At 44.2% G+C, this 21390-nt stretch carries 17 protein-coding genes; 6 read left to right on the top strand and 11 right to left on the bottom strand.

Annotated features, from left to right (window positions below; genetic code table 11):
* Positions 1 to 7 precede the first annotated feature (7 nt).
* Positions 8 to 868 (bottom strand): carboxylating nicotinate-nucleotide diphosphorylase, encoded by an 861-nt coding sequence (nadC, locus tag JMX50_RS05395; RefSeq protein ID WP_201628748.1) that lies wholly within the window; start codon positions 866 to 868, stop codon positions 8 to 10.
* Positions 869 to 1071: 203 nt separating this feature from the next.
* Positions 1072 to 2172 (bottom strand): NUDIX hydrolase, encoded by a 1101-nt coding sequence (locus JMX50_RS05390; protein WP_201628747.1) that lies wholly within the window; start codon positions 2170 to 2172, stop codon positions 1072 to 1074.
* 354 nt (positions 2173 to 2526) lie between these two features.
* On the opposite strand from JMX50_RS05390, the gene nadA reads away from it, so the two are divergent.
* The 3 genes from nadA to JMX50_RS05375 all read left to right on the top strand — a co-directional run bounded on the left by nadA (position 2527) and on the right by JMX50_RS05375 (position 6535).
* Positions 2527 to 3666, top strand: a complete 1140-nt coding sequence (gene nadA / locus JMX50_RS05385; protein WP_201628746.1) for a quinolinate synthase NadA — start codon at positions 2527 to 2529, stop codon at positions 3664 to 3666.
* 1 nt (position 3667) lies between these two features.
* Positions 3668 to 5563: an L-aspartate oxidase gene (gene nadB / locus JMX50_RS05380; RefSeq protein WP_201628745.1), complete on the top strand. Its 1896-nt coding sequence runs from the start codon at positions 3668 to 3670 to the stop codon at positions 5561 to 5563.
* A gap of 78 nt (positions 5564 to 5641) precedes the next feature.
* On the top strand, positions 5642 to 6535 hold the full coding sequence (locus JMX50_RS05375; RefSeq protein WP_201628744.1) for a phosphatidate cytidylyltransferase: 894 nt from the start codon (positions 5642 to 5644) through the stop codon (positions 6533 to 6535).
* A gap of 7 nt (positions 6536 to 6542) precedes the next feature.
* Here JMX50_RS05375 and JMX50_RS05370 read toward each other — a convergent pair whose 3' ends face one another.
* Genes JMX50_RS05370 through JMX50_RS05360 form a run of 3 tightly spaced genes read right to left on the bottom strand, consistent with a single transcriptional unit; the run spans position 6543 to position 11288 of the window.
* The gene (locus JMX50_RS05370; protein WP_201628743.1) at positions 6543 to 7355 is read right to left on the bottom strand and encodes an SDR family NAD(P)-dependent oxidoreductase; all 813 of its coding nucleotides are present in this window, start codon (positions 7353 to 7355) and stop codon (positions 6543 to 6545) included.
* Positions 7352 to 8554, bottom strand: coding sequence for a patatin-like phospholipase family protein (locus tag JMX50_RS05365; protein ID WP_201628742.1), 1203 nt, complete (start codon positions 8552 to 8554; stop codon positions 7352 to 7354). The genes JMX50_RS05370 and JMX50_RS05365 overlap by 4 nt, the downstream gene beginning before the upstream one ends.
* Entirely contained in the window at positions 8547 to 11288 is a 2742-nt protein-coding gene (locus JMX50_RS05360) for an alpha/beta fold hydrolase (RefSeq protein WP_201628741.1), read from the bottom strand. Before JMX50_RS05360 ends, JMX50_RS05365 begins: the two co-directional genes overlap by 8 nt.
* A 223-nt stretch (positions 11289 to 11511) precedes the next feature.
* Here JMX50_RS05360 and JMX50_RS05355 point away from each other — a divergent pair, with 223 nt between their 5' ends.
* A complete protein-coding gene (locus JMX50_RS05355) occupies positions 11512 to 12423 on the top strand; it encodes a lysine exporter LysO family protein (RefSeq protein ID WP_201628740.1) in 912 nt (303 codons plus the stop codon).
* A 36-nt stretch (positions 12424 to 12459) separates the two neighbouring features.
* Here JMX50_RS05355 and JMX50_RS05350 read toward each other — a convergent pair whose 3' ends face one another.
* From JMX50_RS05350 to JMX50_RS05330, 5 genes are all read right to left on the bottom strand, one after another.
* On the bottom strand, positions 12460 to 13149 hold the full coding sequence (locus tag JMX50_RS05350; RefSeq protein ID WP_201628739.1) for an OmpA family protein: 690 nt from the start codon (positions 13147 to 13149) through the stop codon (positions 12460 to 12462).
* 166 nt (positions 13150 to 13315) lie between these two features.
* Complete coding sequence (gene tnpB / locus JMX50_RS05345) at positions 13316 to 14470, bottom strand: IS200/IS605 family element RNA-guided endonuclease TnpB (RefSeq protein WP_201628738.1); 1155 nt, start codon at positions 14468 to 14470, stop codon at positions 13316 to 13318.
* Between the two features lie 114 nt (positions 14471 to 14584).
* On the bottom strand, positions 14585 to 15220 hold the full coding sequence (locus tag JMX50_RS05340; RefSeq protein ID WP_201628737.1) for an OmpA family protein: 636 nt from the start codon (positions 15218 to 15220) through the stop codon (positions 14585 to 14587).
* Between the two features lie 39 nt (positions 15221 to 15259).
* Positions 15260 to 16555: an FAD-dependent monooxygenase gene (locus JMX50_RS05335; protein ID WP_201628736.1), complete on the bottom strand. Its 1296-nt coding sequence runs from the start codon at positions 16553 to 16555 to the stop codon at positions 15260 to 15262.
* A 107-nt stretch (positions 16556 to 16662) separates the two neighbouring features.
* The gene (locus JMX50_RS05330) at positions 16663 to 17910 is read right to left on the bottom strand and encodes a UbiH/UbiF/VisC/COQ6 family ubiquinone biosynthesis hydroxylase (protein WP_201628914.1); all 1248 of its coding nucleotides are present in this window, start codon (positions 17908 to 17910) and stop codon (positions 16663 to 16665) included.
* Between the two features lie 718 nt (positions 17911 to 18628).
* Here JMX50_RS05330 and JMX50_RS05325 point away from each other — a divergent pair.
* On the top strand, positions 18629 to 19717 hold the full coding sequence (locus JMX50_RS05325) for a PhoH family protein (protein ID WP_201628913.1): 1089 nt from the start codon (positions 18629 to 18631) through the stop codon (positions 19715 to 19717).
* Positions 19718 to 19845: 128 nt separating this feature from the next.
* Positions 19846 to 20490, top strand: coding sequence for an rRNA maturation RNase YbeY (gene ybeY / locus JMX50_RS05320; RefSeq protein ID WP_201628735.1), 645 nt, complete (start codon positions 19846 to 19848; stop codon positions 20488 to 20490).
* 18 nt (positions 20491 to 20508) lie between these two features.
* Here ybeY and JMX50_RS05315 read toward each other — a convergent pair whose 3' ends face one another.
* Positions 20509 to 21384 carry a mechanosensitive ion channel family protein gene (locus JMX50_RS05315; RefSeq protein WP_201628734.1) on the bottom strand — a complete coding sequence of 292 codons (876 nt, stop codon included), beginning with the start codon at positions 21382 to 21384 and terminating at the stop codon, positions 20509 to 20511.
* Between the last annotated feature and the right edge of the window lie 6 nt (positions 21385 to 21390).

Genomic DNA, 21390 nt, shown 5'->3' with positions numbered 1-21390 from the left:
GCTGACGTTAGGCGCTAAAATCAAGCCCGATATCTAGCGCCGTTGTGCTATGAGTCAAATAACCCATCGCAATAAAATCAACACCGGTTTCTGCTACGGCTTGCACAGTTTCAGGCGTGATACCACCTGATGCTTCGGTCTTGGCGCGACCTTTGCACATGGTAACCGCTTTCGATAATGTCTCAGGCGACATATTATCTAACAGCACCAAGCTCACGCCAGCCTTTAAGGCTTGCTCTAATTGCTCCAAGGTATCGACTTCAACTTCTATCGGAATCAGGTGACCTGCAAAGTCTTGCGCTTGCTGAATAGCTGTCTTTATATCACCTGCAATGGCAATGTGATTGTCTTTGATTAAAATCGCATCGTCCAACCCTAAACGATGATTGCGCCCGCCGCCGCAGCGTACCGCATATTTCTGTACCGTACGTAGACCTGGGATAGTCTTACGCGTGCAGGTAATTTGCGCGGGATACTCTGCCACACTATCGACAATTTGCCGTGTTGCCGTCGCAATACCACTGAGATGGGTCATAAAGTTTAGAGCGGTACGTTCCGCTGTCAATAGATGACGCGCATTGCCGCTGACAATCGCCAATACCGTACCCGCTGCAACCGTTTCGCCATCAACAACCTGAGCAATAAACTCTATCTGCGCATCAACCAAAGCAAAAGACAGTCGTGCCAAATCTATACCGCAAATCACACCTGCTTGGCGCGCTTTGATTTGTAGTTGTGCTTGCATAGTAGCTGGGATGGTTGCTTGCGAGGTGACATCACCGCGTCTACCCAAATCCTCAGTTAAAGCGGCTTCCACTAAGGGCTTAAGTAATACTTCATCCAATGCTGGCTCTTGTTTAACTGTCATATTTTACCCTTATTTTTGTGTGATGGCTTTTACATGGTAAATGCGCATTATTAATCCGAGCTTTATTTTATTAAGCTCAAAATGAGCATAAATATAACGTAAAGCGCCTAGCCTCGCAAGAAAAGGGCGTTATTTTATTTATTTAACAATTTATATTTAAACCTAATGGGGGAAGCGTTATGCAGGCATTAATACTATCGGCACTATTTGCGTTTGGGCAATTTACTATCCATGAGTAGGCTTTGTAGCTCAATGTCGTGGCGAAAGCGATAGAGCTTGGCAGGTCGACCGCGTTGAGCGCTACTACTCTGCCCCGTCTCCATGACAAGGTTTTGTGAGTCTAGCAAACGACGGAAGTTTTGCTTATGCAAGCGCACGCCTGACAATGCCTCAACGCTTTGCTGTAACTGCGATAAGGTGAAAACATCTGGCATCAGACCAAAGATAAGCGGTCGATATTCAATCTTGGCGCGCAGACGTGAAATGGCGGTAGCAATCACGCGGCGATGATCATAATACATGGGCACACCTATCAGCTGCGACCAATTTTCAGGTAAAGGTCTGGTCTGAGCACTAGTTTGGGTACTGGTTTGGGTACTAATTTGAGCATTGGCTGAATAACTGGGTGGATAGGTCGGCGCTTCAGGGATCAGCCCCGCTTCATATAGCATCTCATAACGTAGCAGTACGTGTTCGGCAACCCACTCTCGATTGTCCTGATTATTATCAATAGCTTTATCAATACCAGCATCTTTATTTTCGCAATTTCCAAAATCATTGCCCGCTAAGAACGCTTCACTCAATCCCCAGCACAAGCCAATGCGCTGACGACGACGCTGTTGAACGATGGCATCTGTTGTTTTATTCGCCCACTCTAATAGTGCTGGCACAATAAAATCCATGATGATACTTGGCCTACCCTCTAAGTGATTTTCCCAAGGAAAATAATCATACCAATCCCGCCAGAGCGCTTGGCTTTGTAGCTGCTGCGTTTGCGTCTCTTGCACCAATCCTAAGTAGCTGACATACACCAGCGCATGGCCATCGACATTGCGTCTATTGGTATCGACAAAGGTATATAGCTGCTCTAAATAACCGAGCGGCTGCTGGGTTTGTTCTTCAACCCACTGGCGCACCCCAGCTTGCAACGAGCGGTGCAATGGCATCAGGGGTCCATTGGGCAATAGCTTACCTTGATCGACAGTTAAGACCCGAGCGGTATGCTCAGTAATCGCCACTAACACGGCGACCACTTCTGTGGTGCCACTACCCTGTTGATGTGCATGTGAGTAAGACAACGTCATGGCTTTAGTAAATATCCTTTATCTTGAAGAATGCAGTGAAAAAGCTATAAATTATGACTTTTATAACACGCCTTAGTATAGCGTGAATCTAAAACTATCATAGTCTGGCGTTGTAAATACACCAATGGCACTGTGATAAATACTAGAAAATAAATGCGAGAACAACAGTATAAGAAACGGCGCTATTTAGAAAACACCCACACACATCTAGTTCAATTTTTAAGTTAATTATAAAAAATACTTGTATTTATGCTCAAAATGAGCATAATTAAAACACTTTATTCATTTCCCATATTTAACTGTCTCATTCCTAACGACACCTCATTTGTCGTTAATGTACTAAAGGTTGCACTTATGAAAACTTATCCCTATGACGCGCCCATCATGAGCAATGACAATCGCATTGCAACTCAAATGAACATCGAATATGCCAAAGCTAAAATACCGGCAGACCTGCCACGTGCCGAACGTCTCGCAGTTGAAGATAATATTAAGCAGCTATTAAAAGATAATAATGCCGTATTAGTTGCTCATTACTACGTCGACCCATTTATCCAAGACTTAGCATTAGCTACAGGCGGCTGTGTTGGGGATTCGCTTGAGATGGCACGCTTTGGGCAAGCGCATAGCGCGCAAACCTTGGTCGTCGCTGGCGTACGCTTTATGGGCGAATCGGCAAAAATACTAAGCATGGAAAAGACAGTACTCATGCCAGACTTGGAAGCTGAGTGTTCGCTTGATTTAGGCTGCCCTGCTGATGAGTTTTCCGCATTTTGTGATGCCCATCCTGAGCGTACCGTGGTGGTTTATGCCAACACTAGTGCTGCGGTCAAAGCTCGTGCTGATTGGGTTGTGACCTCGTCCGTTGGTATCGATATCGTGCGTCATCTGCATGCGCAAGGCGAGCCTATCATTTGGGGCCCTGACCGTCATTTGGGTAAATACATCGCGCAAGAGACTGGCGCCGATATGCTGCTTTGGCAAGGGTCTTGCTTGGTTCATAACGAGTTTAAAGCAACTGAGCTGCTGCAATTAAAAGAAGAGCATCCAAACGCTAAAGTATTGGTACATCCTGAGTCGCCTGATAGCGTAGTCGCGCTTGCCGACGTGGTTGGCTCGACCAGTAAGCTGTTGCAATCCACTTATGAGATGGATGCCGATACCTTTATTGTCGCTACCGACTTGGGTATATTGCACGAGATGCAAAAGCGCTCGCCAAATAAACGTTTCTTAGCCGCGCCGACGGCTGGTGAAAGCGCCAGTTGTAAAAGCTGTGCGTTTTGCCCGTGGATGGTGATGAATGGCCTAAAAGGGATTGAACAGTGTTTAACTCAGCGCAGCGGTGAAGTGCTCATGACGCAAGAGCTGGCGACAGCTGCCAAAAAACCACTCCAACGCATGCTTGATTTTGCTGAAGCGCAAAAGCAACGGGTGGCCGCGAGCGGTGATCTTGTCAAAGACCGCAAATTATTTGCCAATGTTGGAGCGGCGTAATATGAACGAGGCATGGTCAGCGGATAAGGTAAATACTAATAATGCTGAGGATACTGTCCAGACAGATGTACTTATCATAGGTGCTGGTCTTGCAGGACTAAGCACTGCTCTCGCTTTGCCAAAATCGCTAAGTGTGACAGTACTAAGTAAATCCGCGATAGAAGTGTGCTCAAGCCATTATGCGCAAGGCGGAATTGCAGCCAGTCTAGACAAGAATGACCGTGTCGCTGACCATATTGCTGATACGTTAGTCGCGGGTGCAGGATTATGTGAGACTGACAATACCACTAATATCCTCAGCGCTGGACAGCAAGCCGTGCAATGGCTCTGCGAACAAGGCGTACCTTTTACCTTGATTCCCGAGCAAGAAAGACAGCCATATAATAATGCAAATCCTTTAGCGGCATTACAGACTAGCAATTTGCATCTGACCAAAGAAGGCGGTCATGGCTGTCGGCGAGTTGCACATGCCGATGATGCCACTGGTCGGCATATTATGGAAGCCTTGACTCTAAAAGCACAAGCTGCATCCAATATTACTATCTTGCCCTACCATGAAGCACTGAGCCTTTTAAAAAATAGCGCTAATCCAAATAAGCAATGCCAAGGTGCGCTTGTTTTTGATTATCTTAATCAACGTAAACTTACCTTTCATAGTCGCGCTGTCGTATTGGCGAGTGGCGGTTTAGGACAGTTATTTAAGCGTGCCAGTGCGCCGAATGTCTGTGTCGGCGATGGCGTGATGATGGCATGGCAAGCGGGTTGCCGCTTGGCTAATTTGGAATTTATTCAATTTCACCCAACTGGCTTAGCCTTAGATGACAGTAGCTTCTTGATATCTGAAGCACTGCGCGGTGAAGGTGGGCGGCTATATTGTCCACAAACGGGCAAGCGTTTTATGCTTGATGTTGATAAGCGTGCAGAACTGGCTCCAAGAGACATCGTCGCCCGTGCCATCGCTGAGCAAATTAATAACAATGGACTTGGCTACGTCAATCTTGATGTTAGTCACTTGCCAGCGGAATTTTTGCAAGAGCATTTCCCGCAGATTTATCAAACACTACTAGATCTCGGTATTGATATCACTACCGACCCCATTCCAGTTGCCCCTACCGCTCATTATAGCTGCGGCGGTGTAGTGACGTCTGCCAATGGTCTGACCGATGTGGCAGGGCTTTATGCTGCTGGTGAGGTTGCTTATACAGGTCTACATGGAGCAAACCGTTTAGCGAGTAATTCACTGTTGGAATGCGTGGTCGTTGGGCGCAATATCGCTGCTGACTTGCCGCGCTATTTAGCAGCAATAGAAACGTTAGAAACGACTTTACCTCATGCTAATTTAGACAAATTAATCCATGACATGTGGATAGCGCCAACGCTTAAAGATAGTCAGCGCATTACTTTGCCATCGTCTGTTGAATATGAAAGCAACTCTAATGGCAATCACAACGACAACGTTAATACGGATGCTGATATCACTGCAATAACCGCAGAACTAAAAGCTTTGATGACCTCTCATATGGGTATTACCCGTGATGCTAAACAATTAGAACAAGCACTTTTACAAATACAGCAATGGCAACAAAAGCTTAACTGTTGTGACTCTAATCAACTAGCTATCGACAATAAAGACAACGCTACTATTTTGAATGAGCTGCCCTACTTTCAATTAGCAAGACAATTACAATTAGCGACTTTGATTATTCAATCTGCTTATCAGCGTCATGAGAGCCGCGGTGGGCATTATCGAAAGGATTATCCTGACTTAACAAGCACACCTCGGACGAGTGTGATTGAGCCATTATCAAAGTTGAAAGAAGGTGGTATTGATTGGTTGATTCAGCCTATAATCGATGATACAGAGGCTGAATCGGTATATACAGTTGCTAACGTCTAACAGCAATTAAGCGTTGCCACTTCAGCCATAAAAAAACGGTGGGTTACCGTTCTCTATCGACCTCAAAGTGCTAAAAACATGGCTTCTGACTTACGGTTTGTGATGGTTCTAATGCTAGTCGTGAGTTCGGTTTGGGCTATGCTTGCCCTACCTAGCTTGCGTCAGCGCTTACCGAAAATCTATTTAATAGCACGCTCATGGTGGCTCATGTTAGCAGCGCTTTGCGCTTGTTATGTTATCGCTAAGATAACTGATAATAGTCAACACCTACACTCTCGCACATACCCCTATCAGTGGTTGCTGATCGCTTTTTTCTTGTTGATTGGTGTGCGTGGCTGCTACGAGATTAAACGATTATGGCACCTACCTAGCAAAGCTAGGCTTATTAGTAAGCTTCAAGCGCGTGGCTTGCAACCAAATACTCAGCCTTTTATAAAAAATCCTTCTGATTCTAAGCAAGCCTATACACATTTAAAATTCTTAGACTTGCTGTTTAGTTCTGTCTTTATCGCATTGATTATCAGCTTGATTGCCTTACAGCAATTAACGTGGCAACGCGAACAATATGGCATTTTGTTTTTTGTATTATTCGCCAGTCAATTTAATGATATTGCACAGTATCTATGCGGACGATTGCTTGGTCACAAAATCTTTAAGCGCGGTCTTGCTCCAACCATCAGCCCGAATAAAAGTATCGAAGGTGCTCTCTTTGGCAGTGTATTAGCAGCGATATTGGCCACACTATTAGGCATCTGGCTCACTTCTTTTAGCTGGTGGATTTGCTTATTGGCCGCCTATGGTTTAGCGGTAAGTGGTATCGCTGGAGATTTATTAGAATCCGCCTTTAAACGTCAGCACGGCGTAAAAGACACGGGTACTATGCTCGCTGGACATGGCGGCGTATTGGATAGAATAGATAGCTTGCTGATTGGTGTGCCATTATTTACCTTGTTTTATTGGCTGCTCGGCTAAGCTGTTATCAAGTGGTTTTATCCAATTTACTACGCAATATCCAGTTAAGCAAAGGCTTAGGTAAATGATTGATTGCCCGAGTAATACAGCGCATGGAGCGTGGAAATATGGCCAACTCAATATCTTTATCAATTGCCTGCATAATCTTCTCAACCGCCGTTTGTGTCTTTATTATAAATGGCTTATGGCTAGCATCATCATTATTCAAATCACGTAATGCTTGGGTGTCGATATATCCCGAGGCGATGCAGTTTACTTGAATATAATAAGGCGCAAGTGCTGCACGATAGGCGCTCGCAGTGGCAATCATCGCGCGTTTGCTTTTGGCATATAGACTGGCATAAGGATAATCCATAGTACCTGCTATAGAAGCAATACAAATTAGGCTTAGGCTGCTGTTTTCGTTGATATCCAACGCACAGCTTTGGTGCTTTAATTGCTCACTTGCCCATCTAAAAACCTGCTCAAACGCTTGCAGATTAATCGCTAGCATTTGATCGCTGTCCGCTTGACTCAGATGGTGAACACGCTCATTGGTATAACTACCCGCACTATAAATCACTCTTTGAAAACTGATATTTGACAAGCTCTCTAACAAACTTTGTGTTTGCGCGTTATCAGTCAAATCACAGCAATAAGTAATAATATTAGGATGCTGACTATTGAGACGGTCTATCTTTGCCGTGCTATGACCAACCACGCTCACTTGCCAGCCAAGCGCCTGATGATGCAGTGCCAATGCCAAACCAAGTCCACTGGTACCACCAACGACGATAATGTGTGGTTTATCTATTGAGGCGGGCTTTGTGGCATTCTTCATAGACTATGCTGCTGTATGTAGTCAGCTGTACGCTGATAGCCATACTGCCATTGCGCCTGCATTTGCCGCACAAAGCCATCATAGTCACTGTGAATGAGCTCAACGACCATTTGTTTGATATTGAAACGTTTTTGTACATGCTGTCTTGCCAACTGCTGAGCATTATCTGCAAAAGGTAACCAATGTAGTTGATTCACTCGAGGACTGGTTTTAACAGAATCAGCGCGTGTCAGCGTTTCTGTTGAATCAAAACCCTGCACCTGTGCCAAACGCTCGTTGGGGTCAAAACCAAAAACACGTTGAATGGCTGGTGCGGCAAGCCATGAATCATAACCCGCCTTGGTCTCTGCAAATACGCTATGACCCAATTGACACGCTAGCTCAATGGGCGTGAGATTAATCACCCCGCCTAAGCACCAACCAAGCGCTGCGATATGCGTCGGTGGTAGGTAATACATATCTGCCATAGAAGCACGAATCGCAGGGGCAAAATCCCATTTGGTCAGCGTTTTGACAGACTGATTGATACGTCCAGTAGCAAATGTATGAGCCGGTGAATTCAGTTTTTCTGCGATGAGATCTAATGCTGCCAATCGCGGCGGGGCAAATAATAATTCTTGTAGCCTAAAATCATTGTGAACAGAATTACTAGCAGTAGTCCCTTGATTAGCTGTTGGATACAGGCGGCTGGCGATAATGGCTATCTCTGGCGCGGTAGGATTAAACGAATTATTATTGCGCTTGAGAGAAAAACCAGACAACTCGTCAAGCCATTGTTCCTCATTATCGACTCGAAACATCGCTAGTTGCTGCAATTCATCCAAAATCCGCTCATAGTTATCTGCTTGTTGCTGTCTTTGTCCGTTAGCTTTTTGCTTTGTGAGTCGCCAGCGCTTGAAAGCTTGAGCCATATAACGTATTTTTAATCGCTTACTTGCTTCGTCTGGCGCGACATGTCTGATGGTAGTAATGACACGATACAACTCACGGCTGCACATGAGCTCCTGCAAATCCTTGGGATCGGGCGCTAAATTAACCAAATAAGCCGATAGACTACCACCGCAGGTGCCAACAATCATATCCGGCGTCAAATCATGAGCCACCAATGCTGCATAGCTACCTAAATAATAGCCAAAACGTGAACCGCCCCCTGAAAAAATCTGTACACGCTCATAGGGTTTGGCATGCGTATTATTCATGATTGGTTGAGGCGACTTTAATCGCTAGTGACACGGTAAAAATACCAAAGCGATCAATACGCATCGCTATTTTTTGAAAGCCAGCATTCTCAACCAACTGATCCATCTCTGCTTGTGAACGACAACGCATCACCCAACTGCTGCCACGATGATTGTTTAAGGTTTTACTGATAAATTCTTGTTCAGGATGCCAAGGCTGATTGGTATAAAGTAAATAACCACCAGATTTTAAACTATCGTAAATGCCCGCCAAAGCCGTCGTTGGTAGCATATTGTCAGAAAACAATTCAAAAACACCAGAGGCAATGGAGATATCGAATTTTGTTTCATCGACACTGCCAGTCTCTTTCTGCTCATTAACGTAACTGGCAGGGTCAAAGGCATCTTTTTGACAGGCAATCACGCGATCAGCAATTTCTAATTGCTGTGCTTTTGACTGTAAAGCTTGAATATTATGCTGCTCATAATCACGTAGCTCAGCATGCAAGTCTGTAAACTCTGTCAACAAATCAAACGCATAAAAACCATGGCCACTAGCAATATCTAGCAATCTTGGTTGGTATAACTTAGCGCTACTTTGGTTCTTATCTTCAAGATCTGCTAAAGCTTGACGTGCTAGCTCTAATATATGCTCACGGCGGATACGAATCCCTTGCCAACCAATATTGTTTAAGTAAAATTTATCGACTGCCTGACCAAATTTATTCTGACCACTCGGCTGATTGTAATAGACATGATCGAGCGAATGACCCGAATCAAAGCCATGCACAAGTCCAGTGGCAATGGCATCGCTGACATGACCAAATTTTCGCATGGCAAATCGGGTAATGGCAAAGCTTGGGTTAAAAGGTTTAATCGCTAAGCGATCAACCTTATCCTTACTGGCACTGTTTAGATGAGCGGCGCTTAAATCAGGCGTTTTAACGTCCGTACTGAATACCTGCTCAGTGAACTCAATACAATCAGCGAAGACATCTGCCTTATTGGTTTCATGAAAGATAGCATGATAACTGTCTGGATATAATTGCCAGCGTTTATCAGTCGTATTGATGGCGTCATAAAAATCACGTTCAGCCTGCTTATCGACCACATAATCCTTGCCTGCACACAATACAAACGTCGGTACGGTAATGGCACCAGCATCATCGAGCAAGCGTTGACCCGTCGCATGAGTATCAATGAGCAAGTCAGTCGAGATGCTATTGGAGATAAGCGGGTCGGCATTGTAGGCTTGCTGTGCGTCTTTATCATGAGTCAATACTTGTGCTTTGACGTAGCTACTCACGCGTGACATCAAACCGAGTCCGCGTGCCACCTTTAACGATGGTATGGCAAAGGGTAGATACAAACGAATCTTCAATGCAGGTGTACCCAAAATCATCCCGCGAATATTGGGCGCGTAATCATGTACCCATGCTGCCGCGAGTACCGCACCGATGCTACTGGCGATGAGTAAAGTATCGTCAATGGCAATGCCAGTTTGAGCAACGACCAATTGCACAAAGTCGTTTAAATCACGCTCTAGCTCAGTGACGCTCTCGGCATGATCTTTGATACCGCCTGAGCGCCCATTACCGCGTGCATCCCATGCAAATACTTGATAGCCCGCCGCTGCAAACTGCCGTCCTAACTCTTCCAATCGTCCTGAATGCTCATGACCACGATGTAACAGAATGACTTGGCGCTGTTTTGTGTGTTGCTGACTGGTTTGTTTTATAGCCTCTAAAGGCATCGTCAGCCAGTAACGATAATATATTGCCGTGCCATCATAAGCGTTATAACTGCTTTCACCATGAATAGTTTTGGGTGAGGGCTGCTTTGATGAAGTCTTTTGGGATGGGTATTTATGGTTACTATCGTTAAGCAGATTTATTTTATTTTCTGCATTATTAGAGGTCGCTGACATAATATTGGATTCCAAAAGAGAAGCATTAGTAGAAGAATGAGGTAAAGCGTTATGAGCGATGAAACCATCAATGACGCTAGGAGAAAATTCAACATGGTTGGAAATGTTTGAATGATGACAAGTATTTAAGGCACTCAGTGTTGATTTAGGCACTGGCGGTTTACGCATTACGTATAAATTCACCATATAACGCAAGCGATTGAGGCAAGTCTTTAAGAGCATTGCTTCTGTCAGTAGGCACAGTTGCCCTATTCTTATAGGTGATAGCGATAACGGTACTTTGACACCAACCAAGGTACCAAGCATACCCAGCAAAAAAGCACGGTCACTTTTGCCTAATGGCCCATGGTTGGCTCGAGTACCTAGAGCTGTATGACTGGCTATACCCAGTAGCTCGCTACCAATACTAAGACCAATCAAACCGACAATATGGCGCTGACTGTGAGATAGGTTTTCTGCGATATTTATCAGCCCAGCGGGCGTTTCTTGATTATCAATATGCGGCAACAGACTGGCCAATAATGCTGTATCGGCAATAATATCGCCCAATTCATTAAGCACTGCACCAAGTTTGGATGCCTGTCCGTGCTCGCGCGCCATCATGCCATCAATAGCATTGAGCGCCATACGCACAAACAATGATGACGGCATTAACAGCCATAGCGCTTGATTTTTGGCTGCGGGCTTAGCTATCACATAGGCCGTTCCCACACTCAACAATACTGCTGAAACCGTCACTTGGTTGGCGGTAACACCTTGCCCAGCTAGAGTATCGCTTATAGGACGCAATTGATCTTGGAATTGAGATTTGAGTTGATATAGCGACATAATACGTGCCAAAACCTTTGATGCCTTCAATGTAGCAACAAAAGTTTGTCAGGTAAAGAATAACCAGCCACTTAGAGGTCATTTACTACTCAAACAACCGTCATATTTTGCGATGAATATGATGTGCTGATAGCCGTATTTACGAGCTAATATGATACAATCCCCAACTTCTTAGAAATGCCCTCCCAAAAACGCCTTGTTTAAAAATGACGAGTTTGCCGACATGCAAAGCCTGATTACCCTTGTTTTGGTCTTAATGCCAATGTTTATTGGTTTTGCCATCCCCTCCAATCCAACCATGACCAAGCTTGCTGATAAAGGCTTGTCGTACTTGGTTTATGTCATCTTAACCCTCATCGGTATTGAGCTGTCACAAGTCGAAGGGCTGGGCAGTCAAATAGGTGAAATCGCACTTTATGTCACGATATTGTCTATATTGACAATTGGCACTGGCTTATTTGCTCTCATGCTGTTTGACCGCCTGCGCCCGTGGCATGCCAAAAAGCCCAGTGTCAAATCCAAAGAGCACCGTGTCAGTATTCGTGGCAGCTTGGCGCAAGTGATTTGTGTGGTGATTGGCATGGTAATTGGCTATCTCTTACCCGTGGATTATATGCCACCTGAAAACACCATGACCGCAATGCTGATGGTATTAATCTTACTGGTTGGCATTGGCTTAAAAGGCTCGGGAATTACCCTTAAAGAAGTACTACTCAATAAACGTGGCGTCGAGATGAGTATCATCTTTACACTAGCCGTTCTGGTTGGCGGACTTGTTTTCGCGCTGATGTTTACCGATGTATCATGGACGAAAGGCTTGGCACTGGCATCAGGGTTTGGTTGGTATTCACTGTCAGCGATTATCATGACCGATGCTTATGGCGCCGTTTGGGGCAGTGTGGGGCTATTTAACGACTTAATACGTGAGTTTTTTGCGCTATTATTTATTCCTGTTTTTATGCGTAAATATCCATCAGCAGCGGTAGGACTTGGCGGCGCGACCAGTTTAGACTTTACCCTGCCTATTATTCAACAATCTGGCGGGCTAAAAGTCGTGCCACTGGCGATTAGTTTTGGTTTTATTATTAATATTGTCTCGCCAGTGCTGATGGTGTTGTTTTCGGCGTTGGGGTAAGGATAACTTTTAACGGTTGATGAAAATCAGTCTTTGTTATTCAAACGGCTCACAGTGCTTAGCGTACTTACCATAACTCTCTCTATCACCTGCGTATTTTAGATTCGACAAATCCTTGACTTGTCTGCTTGCCTTAAAAACCACTCTTCTGTCTTTGGATTCAATCTGTTCAGGATCATCATAACTCAGATCTATATTGGTAGAAGGATACCGATCTAAGCAGTCATAAGTAGTAATACGGTCAGATTCGATATGATGCTCGGTTATAAGTCTGTTTTTAATAGTAAGTGCACGTTGGCGTGATAAGTTGTCATTATCCTTTGATAATGCAAGCTCATTCGATGACAAGTGCCCAAAGATAAAAATGTTAGCGTCTAAATATTCATTAAGCTTTTCTTCAATTTTTGCAAACTCTTTATCATAGCTATTAATTAATCGACTACTCAGCGGTGCAAAAAACCCATGTAATTCCATCTCAAGTGCCTCGCCTCCTTCAATTATTATTTCACAGCCTTTAGCATCGACCACTACGTTAGGTGGCGTTTCAGGGCACTCGTCTATATCATCAAGCACTCCATCGCCATCTGAATCTATCTCTGCTTGCATCGTCCTGATATTTTCATGTTGAGATATAACTTTAGACGGCGCAGTTACAGTGGTTTGGCAGCCAGCTAACGCTATAGATGTTACTAGCAGCAATAAAGTGCTACAATTTTTCATTCCCATCATTACCCCCTCTGAATACATTCAAAAACAATTTTTTTTATGTTGAGATGACAGCTATTTATCAATAAAAACTCTCTATGAACTACCCCCTACCTTAGAGGTAGGGGTTTCTTAGGTAACGCTCTTACTTGACACGATATTCTGTATCAGCGGTTAAGCGAATTAACTAAGCTAACCCTGTCGCACCGACAGTTTTTGATTGTTTAGCCAGTATCAATCCTTGATGTAAGATATTGATACTGGCATTGGTATCGCGATCATTTTGCTGCAAGCAACTTGGACAATTCCACATTCTAACCGACAGCGGTAATTCAGCTTTAGTCAGTAGATGGTTGCAGTTTGAGCAAGTCTTAGACGATGGAAACCATCGGTCTATTTTGACAAGCGTTTTGCCGTACCAGTCTGCTTTATAGGCAAGCATGGTGGTGAATGCTGACCATGAGCTATCACTGATTGCTTTTGCAAGTTTATGATTCTTAACCATACCCTTGACGTTCAAGTCCTCAATAGCAATAACATCGTGGTTTTTGATGAGATTGAATGAGAGTTTATGTAGAAAGTCTTTGCGAGTATTGGTTATTTTCTCATAGACCTTGGCGACTTTTATTTTTTGCTTTTGATAGTTGCGGCTCTCTGACAACTTGCGTTGATCCGCTTTGGCAACGGCTCTGCGTTTGGCTAAAATTTTCTGTTCACGCGCAAGCTTGTCTTGCAGCTTCGATAGAAACTTAGGATTAGCAACTTTCGTGCTGTCCGATAAGACGATAAAGTCTGTCAATCCTAAGTCAATGCCGATGTTAGAGTGGGTTTTTGGTAATTCATTAACGATGGTTTCAACCAGTAGGCTGACGTAATACTTACCTGATGGGGTATGGCTGATGGTGGCGCTCTTTATTAAGCCGTTTATTTCACTTGGGAACTTGGCGTTGATATGACCAACCTTAGGCAGCTTGACAGTGCTATCTGTGATCGCCACTGTACCCTTTTGGTTATTGGTGGTGTAACTGTCTTTAATGCCCTTTTTCTTGAACGTAGGGAAGCCTGTGCCGTTCTTAAAGAAGGCGTTATAAGCCGCTCTTAGGTTTTGCTGCACATTCGCCAATGCCAAGCTATCGACTTCTTTGAGCCATTCAAACTCTTTTTTATACTGAGCAGGGGTGTTGTTTAAGGTGGTCTTTGTGGTCTCATAGTGGTCTATTTTATCGCCAAGCATCCTATTCCAAATAAAGCGTGTGCAGCCGAATGATTTAGCAAAGAATATTTGCTGTTCTTCATTAGGGTACAGCCTGACTTTATGGGCTTTTAGGATCTGCTTTGGCATGAAATACTTATTGTTAGTTGGTGGCATAATTATTATACAACAGGTTGTAAGAGTAGTTACCAACAACGCATTCATCTCACCACCTTAGAGGTGGAAGAATTCTGCGCTAAGATGTTAAAATTCAACGCAGATGCCCTCTTTTAAATTGATAGGATAGTCACTATCAGGCTCAGTTAATAAACCATAAACCCGACGATTAAAAGCTCTACCCTCCTCAGTATCATTAGGTGCAATGGGCGCTCTAGCGTCACAATTTAAAGTCATCAATCGACTAGATTCTATACTATGCTTTAATAAAAGGTAGTTTTTGATTATCAGTGCTCTGTTTTTAGGTAGTGAGCTTAAGTCTTTATTAATTTCATCCTCTGAAATGTGCGCTTCAATTTTAAAAATAGCGCTATCATACTCTTTCATTCTTGCGGCTACTTTATCCAGTTCAACCTGATATTTAGATGTTAGTTCACTGCTACCTTTAGCAAAAAAGGCACGATACTCCATTTGTAAACCAGTTCCAATAGTGGTGAGAGGACAACCATACTCATCCATCACCACACCCTTAGGGGTGTTCGGGCAATTATCTATGATGTCAGGGACGCCATCACTGTCTGTATCTGCATGTGGCTCTATCATGACTTTAGGTGTGTTGTCTGCCTTTTTATTGATTATGGTGTTTTTGGGTACAGATTGGCAGGAAGCTAACATAAAACTAGCTATTACCACGCCTATCGTCATCCATGAATTATTTTTCATACGCCATCCTTAGTTCATATAAAACGTTCAGTTTAAACCCTAGACCCCACTTGCCTGCTTCGCAAACAGACGCATCAATGGTTTAATTTTGCTGACGCGATACATACCTTCATTACGAAGTTGTTGAATCGGACGCATCTGCGCAAGCGAGCCTGCAAACAGCCAATTAAGCGCCGAAAAGCTATGCATCATCAGACTATTATGCGGACGACGCAGACGCTCATAGCTCCGCAAGGTTTGGTTCGAACCCCACAGCTTGTTGCCACTGCGGGCATAGTCATGGGTGAGTTGCTCACTCAATGCTTTCACATCGAGCATACCCAAATTCAACCCCTGACCTGCCAGCGGATGCACACCATGCGCGGCGTCCCCAATTAATACTAGATTATCCGCGACGTAGCTTTTTGCTTGCTGCGCTGCTAACGGAAAGCTGGCGATGGATTCAATCTCGCGAATAGCGCCCAGCTCATAATTGCTAGCAGCAGCCAATTTATCAGCGATATAGCGCGGCGATTCTTCTAACAATGCCAATGCTTGGTTGCGTGGTAATGTCCATACAATCGACTGCCAATGTTGCGGGTTGGCTTTATCTTCATCAGTAATATCAGCAAGCGGCAACAATGCCAATGTACCGGTCGGCAGCATGGCTTGACGGGCGGTTGCTCGGTGCGGCTTGTCAGTTTGAATGGCGCAGCAAATCGCCGTTTGATTATAATCAAGCACATCCAGCTCAATTGCCGCCTGCTTACGCACAAACGAGCCGCGACCGTCAGCACCAACCAATAAACGCGCGTCAATCACACTGCCATTACCTAAGGTCACACGGTAACCTTGCGCGCTACCAAGCCAGTCCATATCGACAACCTTCTGCCCATCGATAACGGTTAAATATTGACTGACATCAGAGGCAGATAGACGCTGCCACAATGCGTATTCGATAACTGCGGGCTCAACCATACTACCGAGCATTTTTGGCTCAGGGTTTTGTTTGCTGTTATTGCCGTCATTACTGCTATTACTGTTATCGCCACTATCGCCGAACAGTAACTCGCCGCGACCGTTTAGCTGCCAAACCTGCATTTGCGAATAATCGGCTTTACGCTCTGATGCCGCTATCTTTTGCCAAGCGCCCACATCTTTAAGTAAGTTAATACTGGCAAGGCTTAATGCATAAACGCGCGCATCCCGCTTGCCAAGAACCTGCTGCCAATCTGCCTCGCTACGTTCAGGACGGGCATCGATGAGGGTCACTGGCATTTCAGCTTGCGCCAGTTTTAGCGCAAGGGTTGCACCGACGATACCGCCGCCGATAATAAGCGTATGGTTATTTTTCATAAAACATCCTTTGTCGCGTTATTCATGCTATCCGCTCATATTTATGTGGTTTAGCAGCAGCTGAAATTATAGATTTTATTTGCATAATAACTTACCAATATGTTGAACTAAGATTTTAAGCCCATCGCATAGTTGGCAATCAATGGCTTAATATTTGGCAGTTTATCAAAGGCAACCAAAGCCACGTTACGTGCCAGCTTCACTACTGGGTTTGGATGCGTAAAGCCATGTACGACGGCATCACAGAAGCGAATGACGCGTTTTTGATCGGTTTGACGGGCTTTTTCATAGCGCTTGAGCAAAGTCGGATTGCCGATGTCTTCGCCTTTGAGCACTTGCTGACTCATCATTTGCGCCAGTACATGGGCATCACGCATACAGAGGTTAAAACCTTGTCCAGCGACCGGATGTAAGGTGTGAGCCGCGTTACCCATGATGACGCAGCGACCGTCTACTTGTTTGTCTGCTAGTACCCGCGTCAGTGGATAAGCGCCGCGGCGACCAGCTTTTTTAAACGTGCCAGCGCGCTCGTCAAAGGCTTGCTGCAAGGTCGCCAAGAAATGCGCATCATCTTCTAGATATTGTGTCTCTTCCCCAGTTGGACAAACCCAAACTACTGAGCGTCTATAACCTTTTTGGTACTCATCATTGCCGTCGCCTTCTGGATCAGTCAATGGCAACACCGCAAGCGGCCCTGCCGGACTAAAGCGCTCAATGGCAATATGTTCATGCGGCTGATCGGTCTCTACCACACCAACAATAGCGGTTTGCTTATAATCATAAGTCGTAGTGCTGATACCTAATAGCTGACGTACGGTAGAGTCACGACCATCACAAGCAACCAAAACGCTGGCTTGCAATTGCTGCTCATGCTCTTCTTCACCGTAATAGCTAAAGCTTAGCGTCACGCCTTCGCTTTGTTGGCTAACTGCTATCACATTGGCATTATCAATCAAGGTAATCAGCGGCTCTTGCTGTGCAGCCAATAACAGCTTACGTCCGAGCCACGCATTTTCCATTACTTGCCCAAATGACTCGACCTGCTCCTCAGCTTTGTTTAATTGTGCGCGTCCAAAGCTGCCTTGCTCACTGATCTGTACCGCATCAATGCGACAAGCATGGCTTTGTAGCTCATCCCATAGCCCAATCTCTTGGTAAATCTGTACCGTACGCCGTGACAATGCGGTATTACGGCTGTCCAAATAATGGCTACGCTTAGCATCATCATTAGGGCTGATGGTTGGATAGCTGTTTTTTTCTAGCAAGGTACTGGCGATACCATGATGAGCAAGCAACAATGCAAAGGACAAACCGACATGCCCGCCGCCTGCGATAAGCACTTGCTGCTCAGTCATAGCCGCTTTATTAACATGGCTAGATTTAACATGATTGGATTTTAATGAATTTGCTTCAGTATTTTGCATGGTTATTATTCCTAATATGATCCTTTTAACACGCGTTTAGACGTGATGAATACGCACTCAAAAATGTTATTTTTTTAGAAAATTTATCGTTGTCTGACGCTTTTCAGCTTGGCTTTTATAGCTGTCTTATCTAAGCAATAGATTACCACAAATTACCGCGCATGCCGTGCTCTTGACAGTATCCTCAGCGAGTGTATAGGATTTCTGATTTTCACTTATTATCTAAAAACGGCTTGTATCTTAGAAAGCTCAAACCTACAAAACACTGGCTTTTAAAATGACTCAACATTAAAAACAGCAAAAACGCAGTCAGTAGTTGCAATCGCCATACAAAAACAGAGCGCTACCTCCCTTATATCGCTTGAATTTTAAAATCTATCTACCATAATGAAGGCAGGATAGTTACTTATTACCAGTCATTTTACGAATAACCATTTTTATCAGCCATTTACCGTCATTTTAATTTCTATCAGCTAAGCAACCGTCATAAGAGCAACAAACGTTACAAAAACTATTTAAAAGCAATGAAACACAATTAATTATTTTATCTCTGAAGCCCGTTAATCTATCGCCATTTATTAACTAAACCATAGAAAATTGGCCATAGCCGCGGGCAACCAAATACAAGGATAATCGCTTGACTGATTCCATGAGCCGCCGTATAAAGTTCGAATCGTTGACCCCAGCACAGCTCAAAACCGTGCTCGGCGAATATAATAACCACATGAAATATATCCAAGAACGCCTCGATATTAAAATCAGCCAACGCCAAGGCGACTTTTGCCTGAGCGGCGATATATTGGGTGTTGAGCGCGGCGAACGTATTATCTATAAGCTGGTCGATGAAGCGCAAAATACCAAAGATATCAGCGCAGAAGAGCTGCACTTAATCATCCAATCGAGTATCTCGCGCGATGAAGATATAGCAGCCGACGAAGAATTAGCTGATGAGGAAGATGCAGATAACTTGGATGCTGCCAGTGACTTTACGCCAGTTAGCCTGCGCACCCGTAATGGTAAAATCATTCCGCGCGGTGGTAATCAGCAGCGTTATGTGAGAGATATTTTATCGTCTGATGTGTCGTTTGGTATTGGACCTGCCGGTACTGGTAAGACCTACCTAGCAGTCGCTTGTGCGGTTGATATGCTAGAACGCAATGAGATTGAGCGTATCTTACTGGTACGCCCTGCGGTAGAAGCTGGTGAGAAATTAGGCTTTTTACCGGGTGATTTAACCCAAAAAATCGATCCGTATTTGCGCCCTTTATATGACGCGCTATATGAGATGCTTGGCTTTGATAAAGTGGGTAAAATGCTTGAAAAGCAAATCATCGAGGTCGCCCCGCTTGCTTATATGCGTGGTCGTACTTTGAATAACTCATTTGTCATTTTGGATGAAGCGCAAAATACCACGCCTGAACAGATGAAGATGTTTTTAACGCGCTTAGGCTTTGGTTCACGTGCGGTTATTACCGGTGACATTACGCAGGTCGATTTACCGCGCGGTAGTAAATCTGGTTTAGCGCAAGCGATGGAAATCTTAAGCGGGATTGAAGAGATTCATATCACCAAGTTTGATTCAAAAGACGTCGTGCGCCATCAATTGGTACAAAAAATTGTTGAAGCTTACGATGTCTTTGATGAAGAGCAACTCGCCTTGCAAGAAAAACGTAAATTTGAGCGCATGAAAGAGCAAGAGCGCAAACAAGCAATAAACGATGCAGCCGCTAAGCTATAAGTTATCTTAATATAGTTATATGAGAAAACTTAAGAAAATATGGCAAGAAAACCGGATTTGATATCCGGTTTTTTACCGTTAGATATTTATTGTTGAATATTTTAAATTGATAAAAAAAGGATAATGGCATGAGCCAAGCCGAACCAAATGATACTGACAATAATGTTGATGATAATTTTAGTAGTAGTTTTAATGACAGTTTGAATAACACGTTTGATAATGATGACAGCTTAGCTGTACTTGATATCAGCGCCGCCGATAGTATTGATGACGATATACTTGAGAGCTTTTATAATCGCGAAAACTTATTGAAGGTCATGATGGCGACATTGGATAATATAGATGAGCGTATTAAAAATGGTCTGACGCTGCCTTATTATGCCGATATTGACACTGAAGTATGGCAAGAAAAATCGAAAGCGCTGGATATCTATATTACGGATGCAGTGGAAGGGCAAGAGCTTAATTTAGAGGCGCGCGGCAAAGATTATGCCACCAATATCCTATCCTACCCAAGCGACTTGCCAGCGGCAATCATTGGCTTGATGCCAACGCTACCGCTAGGTGAGCTGGTTATTTGCCATGGCGTGTTGGTTCGTGAAGCTGCTGAGCAAAACAAGACTGTCAATCAGCACATCAGCCATTTATTAATACATGGTCTGCTGCATTTGCTTGGCTTTGACCATGAGCTCGGACAAGCCGAGCAAGATGAGATGGAAAGCTTTGAGATTGATATTTTGGCAGGATTAGCGCTGCCAAATCCTTATCTCTAGCTTGTCTTTAGTCCTTTTTTAACTCTTTTTTAACATGGTTTTTTGTGCTTGATCCATCTGGTTAATCATCTGATCTAAGCCTTTGACATGTACGCTGCGCTGCGGGAATGGAATGTCAATTTCATTGTCATCAAGGGCGTTTTTGAATTGTTCTAATAAATCGCATTGCATCGACCACCAATCATCGTTAGTGGTCCAGACATTCAAGGTCAAATCGACTGAATTGTCGCCCAAGTTGGTCACGCGTACCACCGGTGCAGGATCGGTAAACGCCATTGGATTATTTTTTGCCAAATTTAGCATGATATCTTTGGCGGTTTTGATATCGGCATCATAACCAATACCAACCGTAATATCGACGCGGCGGTTGGGCAACGCCGTATAGTTAATCACCGCTGAGGTAGTAATATCACCATTTGGAATGATGATGTCGTGATTATTAATGGTCGTTAAATGCGTATTGACCAAGGTAATTTCGGTCACAGTACCGGTGTAACTGCTAATCTGTACATAGTCGCCGCGGACAAACGGGCGAAAAGTCACAATCATGATACCAGCGGCAAAATTCGATAGCTGATCTTTCAGTGACAAACCAATCGCCACCGCTGCACCGCCCAAGATAGCGACGACTGACGTGGTCTGAACGCCAACTTTACTCAGCGCTGCCAAAATCACGACAACCAATAATAAACCATATAATAATCGGCTTAAAAAGTTAGCCGCTGTCGCCTCTAAACGGCTACGTAACATAATGCGATTGCTAATGGTTACGACTTTTTTTGCCAACCAACGCCCAACAATAAATATCAATAACGCAAAAGCAATTTTAAGCGCAATGCTCAAAGCACTCTCTGTTAAGCTTGCTATATCAAGGGTAAAACCTAAAAATTCCATACTGAC

The organism is Psychrobacter maritimus, assembly GCF_904846345.1.
GTDB lineage: Bacteria > Pseudomonadota > Gammaproteobacteria > Pseudomonadales > Moraxellaceae > Psychrobacter > Psychrobacter maritimus.
The sequence above is the reverse complement of the archived record's forward strand: the minus strand, read 5'-3'. Positions and strand labels throughout refer to the sequence as shown.